The organism is Bradyrhizobium sp. S3.7.6 (assembly GCF_054061875.1).
This window is the reverse complement of sequence record NZ_JBSSEQ010000002.1, coordinates 120,496-139,039: the sequence shown is the minus strand read 5'-3', so window position 1 is coordinate 139,039 and position 18,544 is coordinate 120,496. Positions and strand designations below refer to the sequence as shown.

At 63.0% G+C, this 18,544-nt stretch carries 20 protein-coding genes; 7 read left to right on the top strand and 13 right to left on the bottom strand.

Features of this window, described 5'->3' with window-relative positions:
- Window positions 1-2: 2 nt before the first annotated feature.
- The 9 genes from ACVJ5M_RS43450 to ACVJ5M_RS43410 form a co-directional block, all read right to left on the bottom strand.
- Window positions 3-1,235 carry an exonuclease SbcCD subunit D gene (locus ACVJ5M_RS43450; RefSeq protein ID WP_108522886.1) on the bottom strand — a complete coding sequence of 411 codons (1,233 nt, stop codon included), beginning with the start codon at window positions 1,233-1,235 and terminating at the stop codon, window positions 3-5.
- Between the two features lie 121 nt (window positions 1,236-1,356).
- Window positions 1,357-5,304, bottom strand: coding sequence for an AAA family ATPase (locus tag ACVJ5M_RS43445; protein WP_456679718.1), 3,948 nt, complete (start codon window positions 5,302-5,304; stop codon window positions 1,357-1,359).
- Between the two features lie 284 nt (window positions 5,305-5,588).
- A complete protein-coding gene (locus ACVJ5M_RS43440; protein ID WP_108522887.1) occupies window positions 5,589-5,810 on the bottom strand; it encodes a hypothetical protein in 222 nt (73 codons plus the stop codon).
- A gap of 266 nt (window positions 5,811-6,076) precedes the next feature.
- Complete coding sequence (locus ACVJ5M_RS43435) at window positions 6,077-7,129, bottom strand: nucleotidyl transferase AbiEii/AbiGii toxin family protein (protein ID WP_456679717.1); 1,053 nt, start codon at window positions 7,127-7,129, stop codon at window positions 6,077-6,079.
- Window positions 7,122-7,712: a DUF6088 family protein gene (locus tag ACVJ5M_RS43430; RefSeq protein ID WP_456679716.1), complete on the bottom strand. Its 591-nt coding sequence runs from the start codon at window positions 7,710-7,712 to the stop codon at window positions 7,122-7,124. Before ACVJ5M_RS43430 ends, ACVJ5M_RS43435 begins: the two co-directional genes overlap by 8 nt.
- Window positions 7,713-7,859: 147 nt before the next feature.
- Complete coding sequence (locus ACVJ5M_RS43425) at window positions 7,860-8,327, bottom strand: hypothetical protein (RefSeq protein WP_456679715.1); 468 nt, start codon at window positions 8,325-8,327, stop codon at window positions 7,860-7,862.
- Entirely contained in the window at window positions 8,260-8,718 is a 459-nt protein-coding gene (locus ACVJ5M_RS43420) for a hypothetical protein (RefSeq protein ID WP_456679714.1), read from the bottom strand. Before ACVJ5M_RS43420 ends, ACVJ5M_RS43425 begins: the two co-directional genes overlap by 68 nt.
- Window positions 8,719-8,816: 98 nt before the next feature.
- Window positions 8,817-9,518 (bottom strand): SMC-Scp complex subunit ScpB, encoded by a 702-nt coding sequence (gene scpB / locus ACVJ5M_RS43415; protein WP_108522889.1) that lies wholly within the window; start codon window positions 9,516-9,518, stop codon window positions 8,817-8,819.
- 1 nt (window position 9,519) lies between these two features.
- Window positions 9,520-10,464, bottom strand: a complete 945-nt coding sequence (locus ACVJ5M_RS43410; protein ID WP_108522890.1) for a DUF1403 family protein — start codon at window positions 10,462-10,464, stop codon at window positions 9,520-9,522.
- A gap of 123 nt (window positions 10,465-10,587) precedes the next feature.
- Here ACVJ5M_RS43410 and ACVJ5M_RS43405 point away from each other — a divergent pair, with 123 nt between their 5' ends.
- The 6 genes from ACVJ5M_RS43405 to ACVJ5M_RS43380 all read left to right on the top strand — a co-directional run bounded on the left by ACVJ5M_RS43405 (window position 10,588) and on the right by ACVJ5M_RS43380 (window position 13,308).
- Entirely contained in the window at window positions 10,588-10,728 is a 141-nt protein-coding gene (locus tag ACVJ5M_RS43405) for a hypothetical protein (protein ID WP_456679713.1), read from the top strand.
- A 36-nt stretch (window positions 10,729-10,764) separates the two neighbouring features.
- Window positions 10,765-11,019 carry a type II toxin-antitoxin system Phd/YefM family antitoxin gene (locus ACVJ5M_RS43400; protein ID WP_108522891.1) on the top strand — a complete coding sequence of 85 codons (255 nt, stop codon included), beginning with the start codon at window positions 10,765-10,767 and terminating at the stop codon, window positions 11,017-11,019.
- Entirely contained in the window at window positions 11,019-11,426 is a 408-nt protein-coding gene (locus ACVJ5M_RS43395) for a type II toxin-antitoxin system VapC family toxin (protein WP_108522892.1), read from the top strand. The genes ACVJ5M_RS43400 and ACVJ5M_RS43395 overlap by 1 nt, the downstream gene beginning before the upstream one ends.
- A 165-nt stretch (window positions 11,427-11,591) precedes the next feature.
- Window positions 11,592-11,846 (top strand): type II toxin-antitoxin system VapB family antitoxin, encoded by a 255-nt coding sequence (locus ACVJ5M_RS43390; RefSeq protein ID WP_108522893.1) that lies wholly within the window; start codon window positions 11,592-11,594, stop codon window positions 11,844-11,846.
- Window positions 11,846-12,232, top strand: a complete 387-nt coding sequence (locus tag ACVJ5M_RS43385; RefSeq protein WP_456679712.1) for a type II toxin-antitoxin system VapC family toxin — start codon at window positions 11,846-11,848, stop codon at window positions 12,230-12,232. The genes ACVJ5M_RS43390 and ACVJ5M_RS43385 overlap by 1 nt, the downstream gene beginning before the upstream one ends.
- A gap of 2 nt (window positions 12,233-12,234) precedes the next feature.
- Entirely contained in the window at window positions 12,235-13,308 is a 1,074-nt protein-coding gene (locus ACVJ5M_RS43380; protein ID WP_456679711.1) for a site-specific integrase, read from the top strand.
- Between the two features lie 78 nt (window positions 13,309-13,386).
- Here ACVJ5M_RS43380 and ACVJ5M_RS43375 read toward each other — a convergent pair whose 3' ends face one another.
- From ACVJ5M_RS43375 to repA, 4 genes are all read right to left on the bottom strand, one after another.
- Window positions 13,387-13,635, bottom strand: a complete 249-nt coding sequence (locus ACVJ5M_RS43375) for a plasmid stabilization protein (RefSeq protein WP_108522896.1) — start codon at window positions 13,633-13,635, stop codon at window positions 13,387-13,389.
- Between the two features lie 12 nt (window positions 13,636-13,647).
- The gene (gene repC / locus ACVJ5M_RS43370) at window positions 13,648-14,979 is read right to left on the bottom strand and encodes a plasmid replication protein RepC (protein ID WP_108522897.1); all 1,332 of its coding nucleotides are present in this window, start codon (window positions 14,977-14,979) and stop codon (window positions 13,648-13,650) included.
- 279 nt (window positions 14,980-15,258) lie between these two features.
- The gene (gene repB / locus ACVJ5M_RS43365; RefSeq protein WP_456679710.1) at window positions 15,259-16,284 is read right to left on the bottom strand and encodes a plasmid partitioning protein RepB; all 1,026 of its coding nucleotides are present in this window, start codon (window positions 16,282-16,284) and stop codon (window positions 15,259-15,261) included.
- Window positions 16,281-17,495 (bottom strand): plasmid partitioning protein RepA, encoded by a 1,215-nt coding sequence (gene repA, locus ACVJ5M_RS43360; RefSeq protein WP_456679709.1) that lies wholly within the window; start codon window positions 17,493-17,495, stop codon window positions 16,281-16,283. The genes repB and repA overlap by 4 nt, the downstream gene beginning before the upstream one ends.
- 422 nt (window positions 17,496-17,917) lie before the next feature.
- Here repA and traI point away from each other — a divergent pair, with 422 nt between their 5' ends.
- Complete coding sequence (gene traI, locus ACVJ5M_RS43355; RefSeq protein ID WP_456679708.1) at window positions 17,918-18,538, top strand: acyl-homoserine-lactone synthase; 621 nt, start codon at window positions 17,918-17,920, stop codon at window positions 18,536-18,538.
- Window positions 18,539-18,544: the final 6 nt, after the last annotated feature.

Here is an 18,544-nt window from a genome sequence, read left to right as displayed (position 1 = left end):
GGTCAAGCCTCCGCCCGTGCACGGTGGAAGACATCCAGATGGGCAACACCCGGTGCCGCGCCAAACTCACGCTCGAACGCGAGTTTAAACATGTCCTCTGGATCTCGTTCCGCCAACCGAATCAGAGGATCCGTCAGGACCGTCTCGTTCAGCGTACCGGGTATCGTGGCGACACGAGTATCGACAACGCGTACAGGAAAGTTCTCGGTGATGCGGTCGATCTCCTCTCTGAATCCAGAAGGCAGCCCGTTACGAGCAAGTCTGATCTGGACGAACGGCCGCTCGTTGATCGGCAGATCTGGCTGGAGATCCAATGCCGTCAGGTGATCGCCAAGTTCAGTCAAACGCATATCACCGGACTCTGGCAGCCGCAGGAAAGGAACCGGCCGATCGATTGGGATATGCTCTGACGTGACCTGCGCACCGTCGACGCTCACAAGCGTCACTCCATGAGCGTAAGGCTGCTCCGTTGCCGACAAGGGGATTAATGATCCCGAATAGCGAACGCTATCGCGACCTATGGCCTGGGCTTTATGCAGATGACCAAGCGCGACGTAGCTTGCTTCTGTCGGGAACACATCATGCGGCACGGCATGTTGACCGCCGACCAAGATCCGGCGCTCGGCGCCCTCCGACTCGATGCCACCCGCGACGTGGAGATGTCCCGTAAGGACAAACGGCAAACCATCCATCTGCCGCCGTAACGTGCCGAGCAATTCCGCGTAAAGACTGCGTACTCCGGCGATGACGGGTGAGCCAGAGTCGCCATCCAGCCGCGTCAAATTCGGAAGGCAGGCGGCAGTTGGGTAGGAGACCGCCAGGACGTGTGCGGCCATTGCACCGCTGGCGTCGAAAATCGGCACGAGGTGTTGCGCCGCCTCGATCCGCCTATCGCGCCGCCGCACATTTCCAACGACGCGAATATTAAAGGCTTCTAGCAAAGGCCGAGGCGCTTCCAACCTTCCGGCGGCGTCATGATTGCCGGCAACGATCACTACGGTCATTCGTGGTTGCGCGCGGCTCAGCCGCACGAGCGCGTTGTAAAGGAGTTGCTGCGCCTCTCCTGACGGATTCTGACTGTCGAACACATCGCCGGCGACTACGAGCGCGTCGACATTCCGCTCGACGACGATCTCTTCGAGGCGCTCAAAGACCTTGCGGTGCTCATGCTCTCGAGAGAATCCACGCAATGTTTGACCGACGTGCCAGTCGGCCGTGTGCAAGATGCGGATCATTCTTCCTCCGGCTCGTCCCAGCCTGCGTCCGCCCAACGAACGAGCAGTGCGCTCATGAGGAACCCATCAAGGACCACAGGCTGAGGACATTCTGACTGATCGTCACACGAAGACCGGATGTTTAGAAGATCGTGCCATGTACCTTCCACACATCATCGACGACCGAGATGCCGGGGATCGCGCCGCCCGCACCGGGAAATTGCACATATTCCCCCTCTCCAGCTTGGCCCACATTTTCCAGGTAGTAGACGGAAGCATTGCCGGGCATCTGTTTGCCGAGACGCTTCAGGTAGGCGAAGTGGTCCGACGAATGAACGTCCGGCCGTGCCACGACGGCCAGGATCCGCCCCGCCAACTGGGATAGGTCGGGCGCTCGTCCAAGCAGCACATGGCCCTTGTCCGGCGCCACCGGAAAGGCGCTATCGCCAGCAACGACCGCCGCCGCGACCACCTGGGAGAGGATAGCCGAACCGGTTGCGGGAATCGCCTCGTCATGAGATTTGGCCGGCACCGTCTCGTCAAACAAGACACCGACGATCTTGCTCAACGTGGCGCTGCTGCGCTGAACGAAGTGCGTCGGCGGTACGCGCGAACTCGCCGATGGCACGCTCTCCAAGACAATCCGCGACAAATCGGCCTTATCGATGCCGATGCGGCGTGCGTAGGTTTTCCCCGGCGTTTGCACGATAGCGAGGTCTCCGTTGCGAACCTCGGCGGTCAGCGAGACGATCAGGGTCTGTCCGGGAAAGGCCGCCAATCCCAAGGTCGGCGCGCGCAGCGTGAAGAGCGAGATGTCGCCTAGCGACCCAAGCTCGAATTGGTCCTTTGCATCTTCGATGCTGGTGAGGGGAGCGCCGACCTCATGGGCGGCAAGCCGCCCGAGGACCGATATCGGCTTGGCCTGCAAGGGAACGACGTTCGGTTCGGCCGGAGCCTTCGTGGCCTCCGCCAGGGCTTGTTCCGACGGCAATCGGCCCATGAACCTGGCATAGGCGAGCCAACAGGCGTCGATCGCGGCGAAGACATCCTCATAATCTTGGCGGACGATATCCGCATCGACGGGCGTGAGCCGATCGGCCTTGCCGTGGTGTGCCTTGTTGATCGCGTCCCGGAATGGCGCACCGGCCTTCAGGGCAGGCAGCTCGATCAGCTTGCGGAACGGCTCTTCGTTGAACGGCCGCTCTCCTCTGTTTCGCGCGTTGGCGATCTTGCCGAGGAGATCATTCAGCGTCGGGTCTTTCAGGACCGCGGGATCGGACGCCAGCAGATCCCAAAGCTTAATCTCGATGCGTACGCGGACGGGATGAACGAATGCCCGCGCGAGCGTGACATCATTCGGATCGGTCTTTTGCCAGTGTTCGCCGCGCAACCTTGCTTCATCGGCGACTGGCGCCAGACTGACGGTGCATTTCGACGTCGAGATCGCCGAAAACTCCCACACTTCGGTGCGCCGGCCGGGCATGGTGGTATTGTGCGCGGAGACGAACGCCTCGATGGTGGGGATGAAGCCAAAGTCGTTGCTGACGATCAGCGGGCTCATGTCCGCCGCGATCAGATGCGGAACCGTCGCTGCCAGATTGGCGACGTTGCCCGGATCGAGCAGATCCTGCGGATCATCCATCAGGATCGTCGAAATCCCTCCGGATCTCGTCCAGACCTGCTGCCATAGCGCAAGGACAAACGCCGACAAGTAAGCCCGCAAAGCCGAAGCGTTCATGACATGATGCGCCTCGACCAGATGCTTGCCTTGTGCCGCCAGGAACGTAAAGCCGTCGCTCTTGGCCGGGTCCAACCCCGCGTAGGCAGGTGCTTGCAGGAACTGCGCCTTGTACATGCGCTGCGACCAGGCCGTTGCCTGCGAGTCGAGAGCTAGGATCAGACCGGCGACCTGATCGTGAACAAGGGCTGGAAACCGCGTGAACGGCTCAACTGCGTTCGCCGCACGATCAAGCTTTTCGATCCGCTCACACGCGGCCTTCCACTTCTCGCAGGTCAGCTTGAACTGGCCCAATTGGCGACGCACACCGGCGAATGCCGTCGCCGCCTCGAGGTAGGTGTTAAGAACGCTCAGTTGCCCGGCAACCGCGCGCTGATTGGCTGGGACATCGGTTTCCGCCGCAGAGCGCAATACGCTGGCCACGGCGGACCTCGCGAATTCCGTGTTCGCGGCGCGATACCTGGCGAGACGAATCGCACGCCGCACCTTCTGGATCGCGCCTCGCAGGCCTTCGGCGTCGGGAATCTGTTGCGGGATGGCCGTGCTCGGCAACGGCGCGCGGACGGGTGCGTTCGCCCATGCCATGCGGCACAGTTCGGCGACGCCGGGTGCCATCTTGCGAAGGACCGGCGGAAAATCCGGTTGCTCGAAGACCTCCTTGGACAACGCTGCCTTATAGACCGTCGCAAGGTCATCCGGCACATCGTCAGATGCAAAGGGCTGCAAACTCGCCGGCAACTGTCCGCGCAGCCCACGCATGGCGTCGCGCTCCCATTCGGCGCCGGTCTTCAACAGTGCTGAATCCGCTTTGCGGGCCTCCCCTAGCGCGTCGGCCACGGCCTGATCCAGCAACGCGTCCCGAGGAATCGCCCCGGGTTGCGTGAGATCGCGATCGCAAACCGGACATGTCGAGAAAGGCTGCCCCGGATGAGCAGCCTCATGCCATCTGGCAACTAGGCCATAGAGGCGCAGCCGATCCGAACGACTGGCATCCGACAGGCGATTGACCAGGCTCTTGGCCTCGGCCTCGATGCCTTCGAGGACCTTTCCGGCAGATTCCAAGTCCGTCTCATGCAGCTCGCCGAGGTTCGCGGCGAGTTGCATGGACGGCAGTCCCCTCAAAGCGGCGCCGCTGAAACAGTTTTGAGCGGCCGTCAGCGCGTCTCTGAACCGCTTAATCTCGATATCCGACGTCAGGGGCGGCAGGGCGCCCAGAATCAACGTCGCTTCCTCGGCCGCCTGGTCCTCGACCGCCTTGAGGCGCTTCTCGGCGTCCGTGAGGCCAGCCACCCATCCATCGCGATCGCCGTCGGCGGGAACGACGACGCAATCGAGGTTCGGCAGATCCTTCCCGCTCTTCAGAAGGTCGTCGAGGGTTTGCTTCTGGGCGCCCGCCGTCGTTTCGCAAGCTTCCTTCTCTTGCTTGGCCAGCTTCGGATACTTCTCGGTCAGCCGATCGTGGAGACGCCCGCTCCGCGCGCCAAAATGCGCCAACGGCCGCAGGCCGGTCAATGTCGACACGGCCTGGGACAGCGTGGTCTTGTCATCGAAGCGGGTCGCGGCGGCGATGCCGGGCATCAGGATGCCGACCTGAAGCGCCAGCTCGGATAGCCCCAATTTTTCTAGACCGATCACGCCGGTCTTGAATCCCTTCTTACCCTCCCGCTGGAGGTGGCGCTCAACCACGACCTCCCTCCCATCGATCAACGATCGAAACGACAGCCGAACCCATGTGTCGACCTTCGGCACGCCATCGACCGCTACCAGCTCCTGCTCGGTGGGAATTGGCACAATCACTGGGATGTCAAATCCGCTCTTTTCCGCCTCGGTGCTGGCGACTTGCACCGAAATGCACTCATGCAACGGTGCCGGCAGCCCCTGCGACCGGTATCCATACCCGGTCAGGCACCAGCAAACGGCGCTGACCAGCGAGGTCTTGCCCGCCCCATTGAACCCCCGAAACAGTGTGGCCGGTGCCGCGAGCTCAAGCTCGAACGGCTTGGGGTCTGAACCTCCCTCGGCGCAATGACGATGCAGCCCCCGGAATCGATGCGCCTCGATCTTGGTGAGTTGCCATTTCTGCAATTCCGGCGGCGCCTTAGCCGGTGCGGGCAAGGCTTTAGGTACATTGTCAAGCGCGGCGAGGACGCGATCCACCTCCCCATCCTGAATTGCAGTGTCTTTATCCGGATTCCAGTACGCTCGACGGTCTTGATTGTAGAACGCGAGAACAGCGCGGCTATCACTCAACGGCAGGGAAAATGTCTCTCCGCTAGCAACGTGCAGAATCTCTCCCGCGATGAGGTGAGATACGACCTCATCGAGGGTCATGTCTGCAATATTATGTTCCATCTCCACTCCTAAAAATATTCTTTGATCACAACTGGCGCCACTTTCATATCAGCGGCGGAAACGAAGAAGCGGGGGCCCAGCCCACCTTCAGTGCCTGATTCGTCGGTGGGCTACCTTCTCCGGCGCGGCGCTGATCGCGATAGGGTAACCCTTGGCTTCGAGGAGAAGCGACCTGTACTGGCCTGAAAATCGACTCCGCATTCCTTGAGGTGCGTGTCCGCCTTGCAGACATTCGTCCCGCTTCCGGCCCTCCTAATACTCATCCGAAGTCAAACTGCGATAACTTACCTTAATCTAAACGTGTCGGAGTTTCGCGACTGTTCCTGACCTTTGGTCCAAGAGGATAGCCCGGCGACGCTGACCAAAATGACCACGCCAGACGCCATGTAGAGGGTTGCCTCGGAGGCTCCTGGCATAATTGTCGGTACGAGGTATATCGCAAAGCCGAGGCCGCCTGTAAGTAAGGTCGTGAACGCCTGCACGCGAATATCGCTGTCGAGCGTCATGAGAAGAGCTCCAGATGTCCCTTGTGCCTGGTTTGCGAATTTGCCGGTGTCTGGTCAAGTGTGGCTCGGCGGATCACGGCACTGTTCGGCGAATACCCGTTCTCAAGGAGAACACCGAGCAGCCTCCTATGGTCGTGAAGGCGAACCACCTCATATTCCCGCTTTACTTCGGCTCTTAGCGGATCTTTTGTGCGGCACGACGCAGGTTTACTGCAGGCTTCGGCCAAGATGCGCAGCTCCCGCGGAAACACCGCAGCCGGACGTGATTACTGCGAAGCCGGCGAAGCGTTGATGGTGTCCTGTAGTTTCTGGATGCGAGCCATGATCTCGTCGAACGATAGCGGTTTCTCATCGAACATCATCGGCGCCATATCGCGATAATCAGCGCGCAGATCCTTAAGCCGCGTCTCCAACGGCACAAGCTGCAACGTGCCTGGCCGCGCGGTGTCGTAGCTCGCCCAGGCGGAGCGGAAAAACACCGCCTTGTGGTTGGCGACCTGCTCGAGCAGCGCGAAGTCGGCGGCGGCCGCGTTTCCGTCTTCAGTGTCGAGCAGCATCGCGATGTCGTAATAGTGTCGGGAGAAATATTGCGGCGTCGGGGCGTCCTTCGGACGGTGCGCCTCGGCGTGCAGCGCCGTGGCCTTTTCCCAGAAGGTGCGCCGCACCAACAGCACAGTCACGGTGCAATCCGCTTCCTCGAAGAAGTCGGGAAACTCATTCGCTGCATACGGGCGGATGTTCTTCTCTTCGGTCGGCCACGGATCGCCGCGCGCGCCGAATTCCAGCTTCACCCTCGGCGTGATGTAGGCCATGCCTTCATACGCCTCCTTGGGCAGCGCGGTCGGGTAGTGGAAGTTCACGCCCTGCGGATCGCTCGGATCGATCTCCAAGGACCATTCGCCGTTTGTCGGCTCGCCGAGCTGCTTGGCGATCGCCGCGCGCAAGGCGGGCAGCAGCTTCTCGGCAATGTGCTTTCCGACGTCACCGACCAGATCCTCGATCAGCTTGCCCGCCTGCTTTTTGCTGATCCCATCCCTTCCCGGATCGCGGTCGCCGGTGTAGCCAAGATCGGCGCGGTCGAACGACAGGTCGATGTCTTCGGAAAAGCGGCGGATCGCGCCGAAGGCCTTGGACAAGGAGGTCCCACCCTTGAAGACCAGGGTGGGCGCGTCTTCTTTCTGCAGCTCGAAGAGGCGTTTCAAGGTCCAGCAGACCCAGAAGTCCTTCTCGATGATGGTGTTGGCGACGCCACGCGCCGCGCCCGTCTCACCGAACAGAGCCGCGCGCTCGGCGCCGTCGAGACGGGCGACCTTATCCATCGGCCCCATCGGAGATGGTGGCGATGGAGACGAGTGTCGGTCGCATCCATGCCGGCGCCCGGACGGCGCCCTTCGCGAGCGTCTTCTTGTCGCTCGCCGACAGCCGGCGCCCGGCGACGCGTACGACATCGGTCGCCCGTACGGGGCCGAGATGCCGCAGAGCCTGAACGACGGTGCCGGCGAAGCTGCCCGGAGCGATCAGGTGTTTTGGCGAGGCGTGACGCAGATCAACGACCCGCTTGCCAAGCACGACACGGCGGGAGGGACCATCGGTCAGGTAGTTGTTCTTGGCCGGAACCTGGGTGGACAGGCCGAGCGCGTTCGCGGCGCGGGCACCGGCGATCTGCACCTGCGAGCCGGTCTCCCGGGCGAGCGCCTGCGCGACGTCATCGGGCGCCGGCGAGAGCGGGCCGAGCTTCGGATGAAGCTTGGGGAAGTCGTAGAGGCCGCGCGCCAGACGTCGCAACTTGCCACCCCTGACCAGCCGGGACAGCGCCTGGTCAACGGCCGCGCGGCCGGCCACGTCCAGGAAATCGCTGGGCGTGAAGACGCCGCCGCGCCCGCCGGCGTGGGCGCGCTTCATGATCCGGTCCGGAACTGATGCGACGGGGGTTTTCATGTGTCAGAAAATAATATATCTTTTTCTGACATGTGCAAGGCCTCGTTCGGGCTCTTCCCCTCGGGCCTCGCAGACAGTAAAGGTGCGGGCCAGAGCCCCGGCCGGCGTTCGTTAAGGGTCGCCCACCTCGGCCCAATAAAGACGATCCTGCTCGGCCTTGAGCGCATCGAGCGTCACGGGGACAGGGCTGAGATCAACGTTGTACATCGGCAGCGGCCAATGCCGGTACAGCGTGTCGACATGGTCTTGCGTCGCCGATTCCTGCGGCAGGCCCTCGGCAATCAGGCGCTCGAGGAGTTCGCGCGTCAGTCGCTCGGCATCCCACAGCGTCTCGCGCTCCTTGAATTCCAGTTCCCCCCAGACTTGGGAGCTCGCCTGCAGCCCTGTGAGCGTGAACATGCCGCATGCAGCCATCGTCTCGATCACCGCCACGACCGCGGGCATCCTCCGTCCAAAGGGGTTTTGATGGCCGGCGGGTGCATTCCAGAGCGGCGTGCCGTCCTCATAAGCTTCAACGTCCGCATAGAGCTTGCTCTCCCGCCGATAGAGCGTCGAATTCGGCACAATGAGCTCGCCCATACTCCCCTCGAGATCGTGGGTGGTTCGCAAGGGCTCGACCGCTTTCCGCAAGCGCGCGATGTCCTCGCTCGGCAAGCTGGGCGTATATCAACCGCTCCAGGTGACCGTAGAAGCGCCCGATCAGCATGCTGAGCTTGCCGGCTACGCGTTTCTCAGGGCAGCGCACCACATCCAAGAGGATGAGAATTTTCGCCGCCTCCTCCTTGGCGAAACCCTCGAGCACTTCGGCTTCCCGCGGCATCGCGTTCAGTTCAAGTGACGCCGACCAAAACCCTTTCGCGCTGGCATGGATGATCGGCAGCCCCTCGGCGATGAAGGCGAGCCGATCGGTCGCCGACATCTGACAAATTCGGCTAGCCTGTCTCTGCCCTATCTGCAATTTCTTCGCCATCGTCGTGGTCCTCGACCCTCCAGCTGCATGTACACATCGGGCCCGGTAGAGCGGGAGCTTCTCCCTCGAGCGTCAAACGGGGGCCGTCTGATTGGCCGTCAGCCGGCCAGCGGTTCGTCGCGCTCGAAAGGCTCATCATCACCATCGACGGCGGTCGCGTCGGTTTCCAAGCCGGCGGGAAAGCCGTCCGCCAACAGTATGTCTTTGCTGAGCAGCCCGGCGTCCTCGAGCAGGTCGATGTCAGGCAGATCGCGCAAGGATTCGAAGCCGAAGTGCGACAGGAAGGTTTTCGTGGTCACGTTGGTATACGGCGCGCCAGGGGTTGGGCTGCGCGGCCCGGCCGCGATGAAGCCGAGCGCGCGAAGGTGACCGATCACATCCCGACTGATCTCCCTGCCGAACGCCCGGCCGAGCTCGCCGCGGGTGATCGGCTGGAAATAGGCGATGCACATCAGGACGAGCGCCTCGGACTGCGACAGCGGTTTTGGCGCGGTGGCGCCGAGCCCGGTGGCGGCGCGGATCGCATCGGCAAAACCCGTTCTGGTGCGATGTTGAAAGCCGCCAGCAACCGACACCAGGTCGTAAGGCCGGCCGCGCAGCTCGTCGCGAATCGCGTCGATGAGCAGATCGAGGTTGCAGTCGCGCCCGACCACCTTGGCAAGCACCTCGCGCGGCACCGGCTCGGGTGAGGCAAAAATTACCGCTTCGACCCGGCCCATCCACTCGCGCCAGCGCAGCTCCGGCGGCAGGTCGGCCAGCTCGGTGTCGAGATTCTCTTTCGGTCGCGCGCGCCGCCCCATCTCAGAGCCCGTACAATCGAAAGGTCGGCCGGCCGGTGAGCTCGCGCACCGCCCCGAGCGACACCAGCCGTTCGAACAGCCGTCGGGTGCTGCGGTCGCTCGCCATCTTGCCGGCGCCGGTGGACTGGGCGTCTTCCACCATCAGGATCCCCACCATCATGTCGGCATCCCTGCCGCGCAGCTTCGGCGCGACCGCCAGCAGGCGTGTCGCCCGCCGTGCGAGATCGTTGTAGAGGTCGATCGCGGCCACGGCGGCCGTCGTGTACGCCGCACAGAGTGCGCTCATGAAGACGGTCTCGCCCTCGAGGTGCTGTGGTGCTTTGCGCAGCGCGCCGCGCGACAGATGGGCCGCGAGCAGCGGCACCGGCGCCGGCCAGCGCAGCTGGTGGGCGAGGACCGCATCCGCCAGCCACAGCGGCACAGCCTCCTCGTTCGGCAACATACGTCTGCTCGCGGCGATGATCTCAGCGGCGGCCAGAACCGGCATAACGTGCTGCTGCCTCGTATGTCGGCTGGCAAGTCCGACGATCTGGTCCGGCAGCGAGTTGAGGGGATGGCCGAGTGCGGGCGCCAGGGCAAAATTCCACTGCTCCACATCACTGGAGGCGCGTTCGCAGAGCTTGCGCCAGGCGGCGAGAATACGCCCGCCGGGACCCGGATCGTCGTCCTCGCGGCGCAAGTACCAGTGGTCGCGCAGCGCAGCTTCCTCTTCCGTCCGCCCGCCCTGGCGCGCGAGAGTAGCGGCACAGGTGAGCGCGAGACGTTGGCGCCACAGACTGCCGAGCGGGTGCTCGTCGCGTGCGATCGGATGCAGCGCTGCGAGCGCCGCGCCGGCATAAAACACCGCTTCCGTGACGATGTCGGGCGGTGCGCGGCGACGCAGCCAGGCCGGCGCCGGGGCGAAGGTCGGCGGAGGTTCGGGGACGATTCGGCAACGCGCGGGCATGCGAAAGGGTATGCCAGCGCGGCGCTTTGTGCCACTATAATCGCCTCAAACCGCCGAACCTGTCGTTGCATAATAACGACCGATAATGTTGCATTATCGGTCGTTCTGTTCTTAATATAGGAAATGCCCGAAATCGCCGCCCGGACCTTCGAAAATCTCGCTCCGGAAGCCTCCGTGCCGCCCGAAAACCCGCTTTCCGGCGTCAATCTTTCCGCGCCCGAAACGCCGGCGCCCAGCCTTGACCTCAACGACAACGGCCCTTAGAAGATAGCTAGACTGTCTAGCTAGGAGCGTGCAAACATGGAATGGCCGCTACAGGACGCCAAAAACCAGTTTTCCAAGGTGGTGCAGAAGGCCCGCCTCGAAGGCCCCCAGGTCGTGACCCTGCGGGGGATGCGGGCCGCCGTGGTGCTGTCGGCCGCCGATTACGATGCGCTCCGCTCCAGCCGGCCGACCCTGGTCGACGACCTGCTGGCCGGACCCGGTTGGGATGACGACCTGGCCGAGGGCGTGACGCAGCGCGCCAAGATCCCCAGCCGCGACGCAGCCTTCTGATGTATCTCGTCGACACCAATGTCGTTTCCGAGGCCCGGCGCGGCTCGGCGCAGGCCACCGGCTGGCTGCGCTCGGTCGAGCCGGCCAGCGTTCACCTGAGCACCCTCACCCTCGGCGAGATCATGCGCGGCATTGCGCTCAAGCAGAAATCGGACCCGAAGGCGGCCGCCCATCTGGCCGAATGGTTGCGAAAGCTGCGCCACGACCACGCCGACCGCATCCTGGCGGTGACCGATCAGATCTCCGTCGAGTGGGGTCGCATCGCCGCGATCCGGCCGCGCGGCGACATCGATGGGCTGATCGCCGCCACCGCGATCGTCCACGACCTCATCCTGGTCACCCGCAATGTGGGGGATTTTGAGGATACGGGCGCCACGGTGATCAATCCTTGGGAGGCGTCGGTCTGAGCAGCACAGATTCTACCGACGCATCCCTCCCTCCCCTCGGTCGCAGGCTGGCCCCGCCGGAGCTGCCCAGAACTTGGTCAGGGGCTCAAGAACCAAGCGCCAGCATTGCGCGGCTGGCGCTCTGTAGGTAGAATATGGAAAAATAGGAACCAAGGAAACTCAGCAATGGCGCTAAGCATCAAGGATCCCGAGACGGAAAAGCTCGCCCGCGCGCTGGCCGAGCGTACTGGTGAGACCATCACTGTTGCGACCCGCCGCGCGATCGAGGAGCGGCTGAAGCGAACGGCATCGCAGGCGCGTAAGGCCGCCCTTCTGGAGGATATGGAGGCGATGCAGCGTCGACTGAATGCGCTTCCGATTCTCGATCACCGCAGCCCGGACGACATCATCGGCTACGACGAAAATGGCATACCAAACTGATGGTGCTCGATACGTCCGCGATTGTCGCGATCTTCTTTAATGAGCCGGACGCTCCACGCTTTCGCGAGCAGGTCGCCGAAGATCCGGTCCGTCTGATTTCGGCGGCAACTGTTGTTGAGGCTGCAATGGTCATTGAGGCTCGTTTGGGTGAGGCGGGAGGAGCAGAACTTGATCTCTGGCTGCATAAGGCGGACATCGAGATCGTTCCCGTGACCGCGGACCATGCCGACCAGGCCCGCCGCGCCTGGCGTCGGTACGGAAAAGGCCGCCACCCGGCCGGACTGAATTTCGGCGACTGCTTTTCCTATGCCCTGGCCGCCCTCAGTGGTGAACCTCTCCTGTTCAAGGGCAACGACTTTTCGCAGACCGACATCAAGGCTGCCTGACGATGAACAATCGCTCTCCCGGCCGCGACAGCCTTCTCGTCGCTTCGGAGGCCGTGCGACAGCCGGGCGAAGCCCCCTCCCCTGCTCTACCCGCCCACCTCGAGCAGCTCGCCGATCGCGCCCGCGGCTATGCCGACGCCGCGAGTTCAGCCAACACGCGACGGGCTTACGCATCCGATTGGAAGCACTTCTCCGGCTGGTGCCGGCGCCAGGGCCTCGAGGTTTTTCCGTCCTCCCCGCAGACAGTGGGGCTCTACATCACCGCCTGCGCCTTGGGCACGGCGACCGCCGATCGCCAGCCAAATTCGGTTGCCACGATCGAGCGGCGGCTCTCGGCGCTGACCTGGAACTATACCCAGCGCGGCTCGCCGCTCGACCGTAGCGACCGCCACATCGCGACCGTGCTTGCCGGCATCCGCAACACCCACGCCGCACCTCCCCGGCAGAAGGAAGCCGTCTTACCCGAAGACGTCATCGCCATGCTGGAGACGCTCGATCGCGGCACCCTGCGGGGGCTGCGCGACCGCGCCATGCTGTTGCTGGGCTTCGCCGGCGGCCTCAGGCGCTCGGAAATCGTTGGCCTCGACGTTCATCGCGACGACACCGAGGACGGCGGCGGCTGGGTCGAGATCCTCGACAAGGGAATGATCGTCACCCTGCGCGGCAAAACCGGCTGGCGCGAGGTTGAGATCGGACGCGGCTCGTCCGACGCCACCTGCCCGGTCGTGGCCTTGCAGACCTGGCTGAAGCTGGCCCGGATCGGCCACGGGCCGCTGTTCCGCCGGGTCCGCGGTCAAGGCAAGGACGTCGGGCCGGATCGCCTGACCGATCAGCAGGTCGCGCGCCTGGTCAAGCGCGCGGCACTCGCCGCCGGCGTCCGCAGCGATCTCCCCGAAGGCGAGCGGGAGGAGAAATTCGCTGGGCATTCGTTGCGTGCGGGCCTCGCCTCCTCGGCCGAGGTCGACGAGCGCTATGTCCAAAAGCAGCTCGGACACGCCAGCGCAGAGCAAACCCGACGCTACCAGCGACGGCGCGACCGCTTCCGGGTCAATCTGACCAAGGCGGCAGGTCTCTGATCTTCGAAGGCCGCGCCCGCAAGCGGAGCGGCCACCCGTCGTTTCTCCGGCCAAGACGTCCAGGCGTATTCGAAAGCGTCAGAGATTTAGCCCCGTATGGCGCCGCCATTGTTCGCGGATGACGGCATCGAGATCAACATCCGAATCGCCGTATGTTTTGAGGCGGCCGTAAAAGACCGCTGGCGATTCTCGGCTGATCATACGCTCCGCGTAGACTTCCGGAGCGCGCTCGAGAATGTCTTCGCTTGGACGATTTTCCAGGCGTGCGAGGCGGCGGGCAAGGTATCGCGCCTTCGCGCTTAGGGCGGAGAGCCAGGGTTGGATCATGTTGCATCTCCGTCACTTCGGCCGCTTGGCAAGAAGCGCCCGCAATTGTTCGCTCGGTTGCAACCCGCCGCCATGAGCCGGCTTTTGCGACTCATCCCTACCAGGCCCACCCCCGCCCTGCACCGCCGACGGGCTCGATGCGTCGAGTTTGGCACGCAACAACGCCATGATCATCGGCCAAACTGAGAATTTCCCGTCCCTGGCCCGATCGGTCAGGCTGCGCAGATAGCCCCCGGCACTGCTGATCTGATCCGATTTCTGGTGGATCGCAGCCAGCGTGATCGCGGCCTGCTGATCACCCAGCGCCTCCTGCGCCTCCCGCCACGCGCTCGGACTGATGCCCAGCATCGGCCGAGCAAGTTCCGCGGCCGCAATCAAATCCCGCCAGTGCCGGATTTCACCGCCTTTCACCAGCCAGCGCATGTTCGGGCAGGCGTCCAGCACGATTCCCAGAGGCAACTCGCGTTTCGGCAAGCTCCGCAGGTTGTCGGTAGCCGCGACGTTGCCGCCCGCTTCATTCTTCTTCGGCGGGCCCTCTTCAGATTCAGATAAGGGTTCTGGGTTTGAATTCTGTATGTGGCGTCCGAAATGGGACTCATTGGCGGCCGGATTCTGTGTTTTTGTGAAAGTTTCCAGCAGCTCTCGGGTCTCTTGCCAGAGCTTCTCCAAATCACTGCCAAGGCCTTCCAGGACCTGCCGCGGCGCGGTTCTTGGAATCCGCCCTACGATCTCCTGGTAGGCCTGCTGAAACCGCCTCCAGTCCGCCGGGACGCCCTCATCGATCCCCGCTTCGATCATCTTCACGATATCCCGGCGCAGGATGGTGAGCCGCTCTTTGGCGACCCGGAAGGCCTTCTTCTCGGCGTACACCGCCCCGGCGAGGGATTTGTATTCCTCAGCCCTCGCCACGATCGGCGCCAGGTCGAAGCCGTAGGCCTGCTCGATCTCCCCACCTCGCCCTTTCCGGGCAAAGCGCTTCCCGTTCGGGCTGTCCCTGCGGATGATCAGGCCGCAATCGACAAGGACCGCCAGATGCCGGCGCAAGGTCGTCGGCGGCATCCCGTTGGCACGCGCCATCAACTGCTCGTTGGACGGCCAGACAATCAACTCACTTTCTGCTTCCAGCGCAGTCTCGGGATGGAACGACAAGAGCGCGTGCAGGATCGCGAGCGCACGATCGGTGGCGCCGAGAACTTGGCGCGCCTCCTTGATGTGCTGGAAGACGTGCCACTTGTGAACGATGGCCGTCTCCGGCTTCCCGTTCTTCGCGGCCATCTGGCTTGAAATCATGCCAAGCGTCATCGGCCGCCGCCCAAAGGGCGTCGTTGCTATTGGTTGCGTCATGGTTGTGCCCTTCAGCTTTTAGGCAAAGCGAAAGCGCTCACCAAAACGGTGTCCAAATGCCTCGACGAGGCTCTTGACTGTGATTCGCGGAAGTGGGATTCTCGTTGTCGCCAAACGAACGAGGAAGGCTTCCGGGACACTGTTTCGGGGGCCTTTCTTTTTACCGCATGCTACCTCTGTGTTTGTTGCGCTATCGTCTGGCTTTGGCCGAGGCCTCCGCCCTTCCCGTCGTGCGGCCAAACCTTGTCAGCTGACAAGGTTTGGCCGCACGACGAAAACTTACTCATTGCCCTCGCGGGCAAAAAACCTCTTCACCAGGCTTGGCAACTCTTCCTCCAGGAAGGCGCTGAAGCCGGTCGCATGTTGGTCCGAGACCGCAAGCTTGATGGCGCCATTTGCGAATGTCGCCTTGCCAACGACCTGCCCGGACGGGGACCGCAGCTCCATCTCGCTATGAGATCGCATGGCCGACTTCTTCACTGCCCCGAGGACAAGCTTGAATCGATCGTCCGAGGGCAAAGTCGAAACCTTGTCAGCTGACAAGGTTGCCCGCACCCGGACAAGCGCGGACGGATCCTCTCCCACGGCCGCCGCTAGCACGACCCATCGCGGACGTCCCACCTTCCCGGCGCGGCCGATAGCCTCGATGACGTCAACCGGAAGCGCACGACAGACAGTCCGTAGGCGAGCAAGCTCAGGATCGTCGATCGATAGGGCGGCACGGATATCGCGGGCCTTGATGCCGGCTTCGTCCATGCGCCAAACGAACAGCGCGCGTTCGATCCAACTGAGGTCCTGACGAGCCGCGTTCTCGATACCCTGCGCAACGACGAGTTCGCTATCTGACAGCGCAACAATCGTGGCCTTCACCTTGGTGCCGAGATCCAACGCAGCACGCCAGCGTCGATGCCCGTAGACGACCTGATACCGATCAGCCGCGTCCGGGTGGCGCCGCACCTGGATCGGGACCTTTTGGCCTTCCTCCGAAATCAGCTTTTTCAGCGCGTCGAAATCAGCGTTGCTGTCGTCCGGAAGCCGGTCCGGGAACGGCGAGGGGTCGATCAACGCAGGATCAAGTTCCGAACCGCCTCCCGCATCCACGAGCGCCTGGAGCCTATCGCGCTCCTCGCGCAGCTCGGCCAGCGATCGTTGGGTGGCTCCAATGACGCCGGCGCCGACCCGTGCCGGCGCTTGGACCGGCGCATCCACCCTTGAGGGCAGGGCGGCTGAAGGATCGGCGCTCTTTGCTTCCGGATCCGAGAAAGACCCAAAGTTGGCCAGAATTGATCGACGCTTGCTCGTCATGTGCGCCCCCAGGATTCGGCTATCAGTGCGAGGACCTGGTCGTTCACCGCATCAATAGACTCCCGCGCCCGCTTGGCGGTCGCCGCCGAGATATTGCCAGGCTCCAGTTCGTAAAGCGTCCGCTTCGCCAGCCCGGCGGTTTCGATTGCTGAGCTCGCTATCGCGGTGGCTGTAAGCACATCTTCGGCGAAGAGGTGTCGAAGCATAGTGACGACGCGGACCTGGGACTGGTCGAACGGGTCGTGCCGCGTCACGACGTAGCGCAGGAAGTCCTGCTTCATCGTCGCACCGGCGTCTCGGATCACCGATATGAGATCACCCATCATGAGCAGAAACTGGCTCATCGACATCACATCCAGCATCGCGGGGTGTACGGTCACGAGGAGGCCAGTCGCCGCATAGATGGCGCCAAGGGTCAGGAAGCCGAGGGATGGGGGAGTGTCCAGAATGACCACGTCATAGGCGTCTTCGACCTCTGCCAAAGCCAGACGTAGGCGCTCGAAGAAAATACTGTCCGAACGCGACTGTTGTTTCGACAGGAACCGTGGAGTCTCGTGCTCATATTCCATGACCTCGATATTTCCCGGGATGAGGTCGATCCCAGTGAAGTACGTCGGGCGGATGATCTCTTCGATCGGCCGGCGCTCATCGTCGTAACGCAACGCGGCGTAGATCGTCTCATTCTGTTGCACGTCGATCTCCGGCTGGGCGCCGAACATCGCCGACAATGAAGCTTGAGGGTCGAGGTCGATGGCAAGGACACGATAGCCGTGGAGAGCGAGATAGTGGGCCAGATGCGCGCTTGTCGTGGTCTTGGCGCTTCCGCCTTTGAAATTCGCCACCGCCAGCACCTGCAGATGTTCACCCGGCCGGCGATGCGGCAAAAACCTCAACACCTCTCCCGGCCGCTGAGCAGCGAAAAGCTCGCGAAGCTCGTTGATCTGAGCGAGCGTGTAAGCGCGATGATTATTTTCCAGTCGGGCGGGGAGAGGCCCTTTGCCCTCGTTTGACATCAGCTTTAGCGTCGACTCCGGGATCGACGTCAGCTTCGAGACCTCATGAGTCATGAAATGCCGAAGGCTCTTCTGAGCATCTGGGGGATACATCTGCTGGCGCCTGGCTTGCAGATGTTCGGAAAGCATTCCGGCGTGCCGGACAATCTTGTCCGCCGGGTCTTCGCTTTGCACACTTGTCAGGGCCTGCGCAGACATTGCCGATTCATTCCTTCGTTGTCGGTCAACAGGCGGTTTGTCGCCATTTGCCCGCTAAACTACGTCACGATTCTCACCTTCCGTCCAGTCCTTTAAGGTTAACAGATACTTAACGACCGTTCGCCGCCACGCCGCGCCGCGCCGTGATTCGTTCGGAATCGCGCAATCATTTCGAGGGGTTATTGCTCGCGCCAACAATGTCGCGATGGCAGTTCAGCACCCCGTTAATCCTACATCCGGGAGGCCGGTTTCGACGGCCGATTTTGCGGGCGAGCGAGCCTTTTTGGGCGACGCACTCTCGACTCACCCCGGCTCAGCGGGCTCGCCGCCCCCCCCCCCCCCGTTAATCCTACAGAGGATGAAGATCGCCCGTCTGTGTTGACTTGCCTCCGTTCACTTGGACGCAACGGGGGATTCGGCGAATGCGGGCAATTGCGATTGATTCGAACGAACATAGCGGATCGGGGTCTCTGCTTGATGGGATGCATCGGTTGCGCGCCCGGGTGTTCGCCGGCCGGCTCAGCTGGCAGGTCAAGATCGAGCAGGGCCGCGAACGCGACGAATACGACGCACTCGACCTGACCATCCTGGCGGAGACGGACCGCGGCGCCGTCGCCGGCTGTCCCCGCCTGCTTCCGACCACAGGCCCAACCATGCTGTCGCGGACCTTCCCGCAACTGCTCCCGGGCGGCCGGCTTCGGGCCAAATCCACCATGGTCGTGAGTTCGCGCTTTTGCGTCGACAGGCGGGGCGAGGGTAGGGGAGGCCGGTTCCTGCACGATGCCACGCTGACGATCTTCGAGAGGATGATCGAGTGGTCGATGTCGAATGGCTTGGGCGAGATCGCCACGGCGGCGAATCTGCGGGTCAAAGGCATCCTGCAACGGGCGGGCTGGCCGATGAGGCGACTCGGCAGCGTGGAGCACATCGGCGACACCATGAGCGTCGCCGGCGTCCTGCCGGCCGACCAGGCGAGCTTCGACCGGGTCCATCCGCCTGGCTATCGATCCGACCTGCGCCGCCTTCAGTGCACCGCTGCGTGAGCGGCG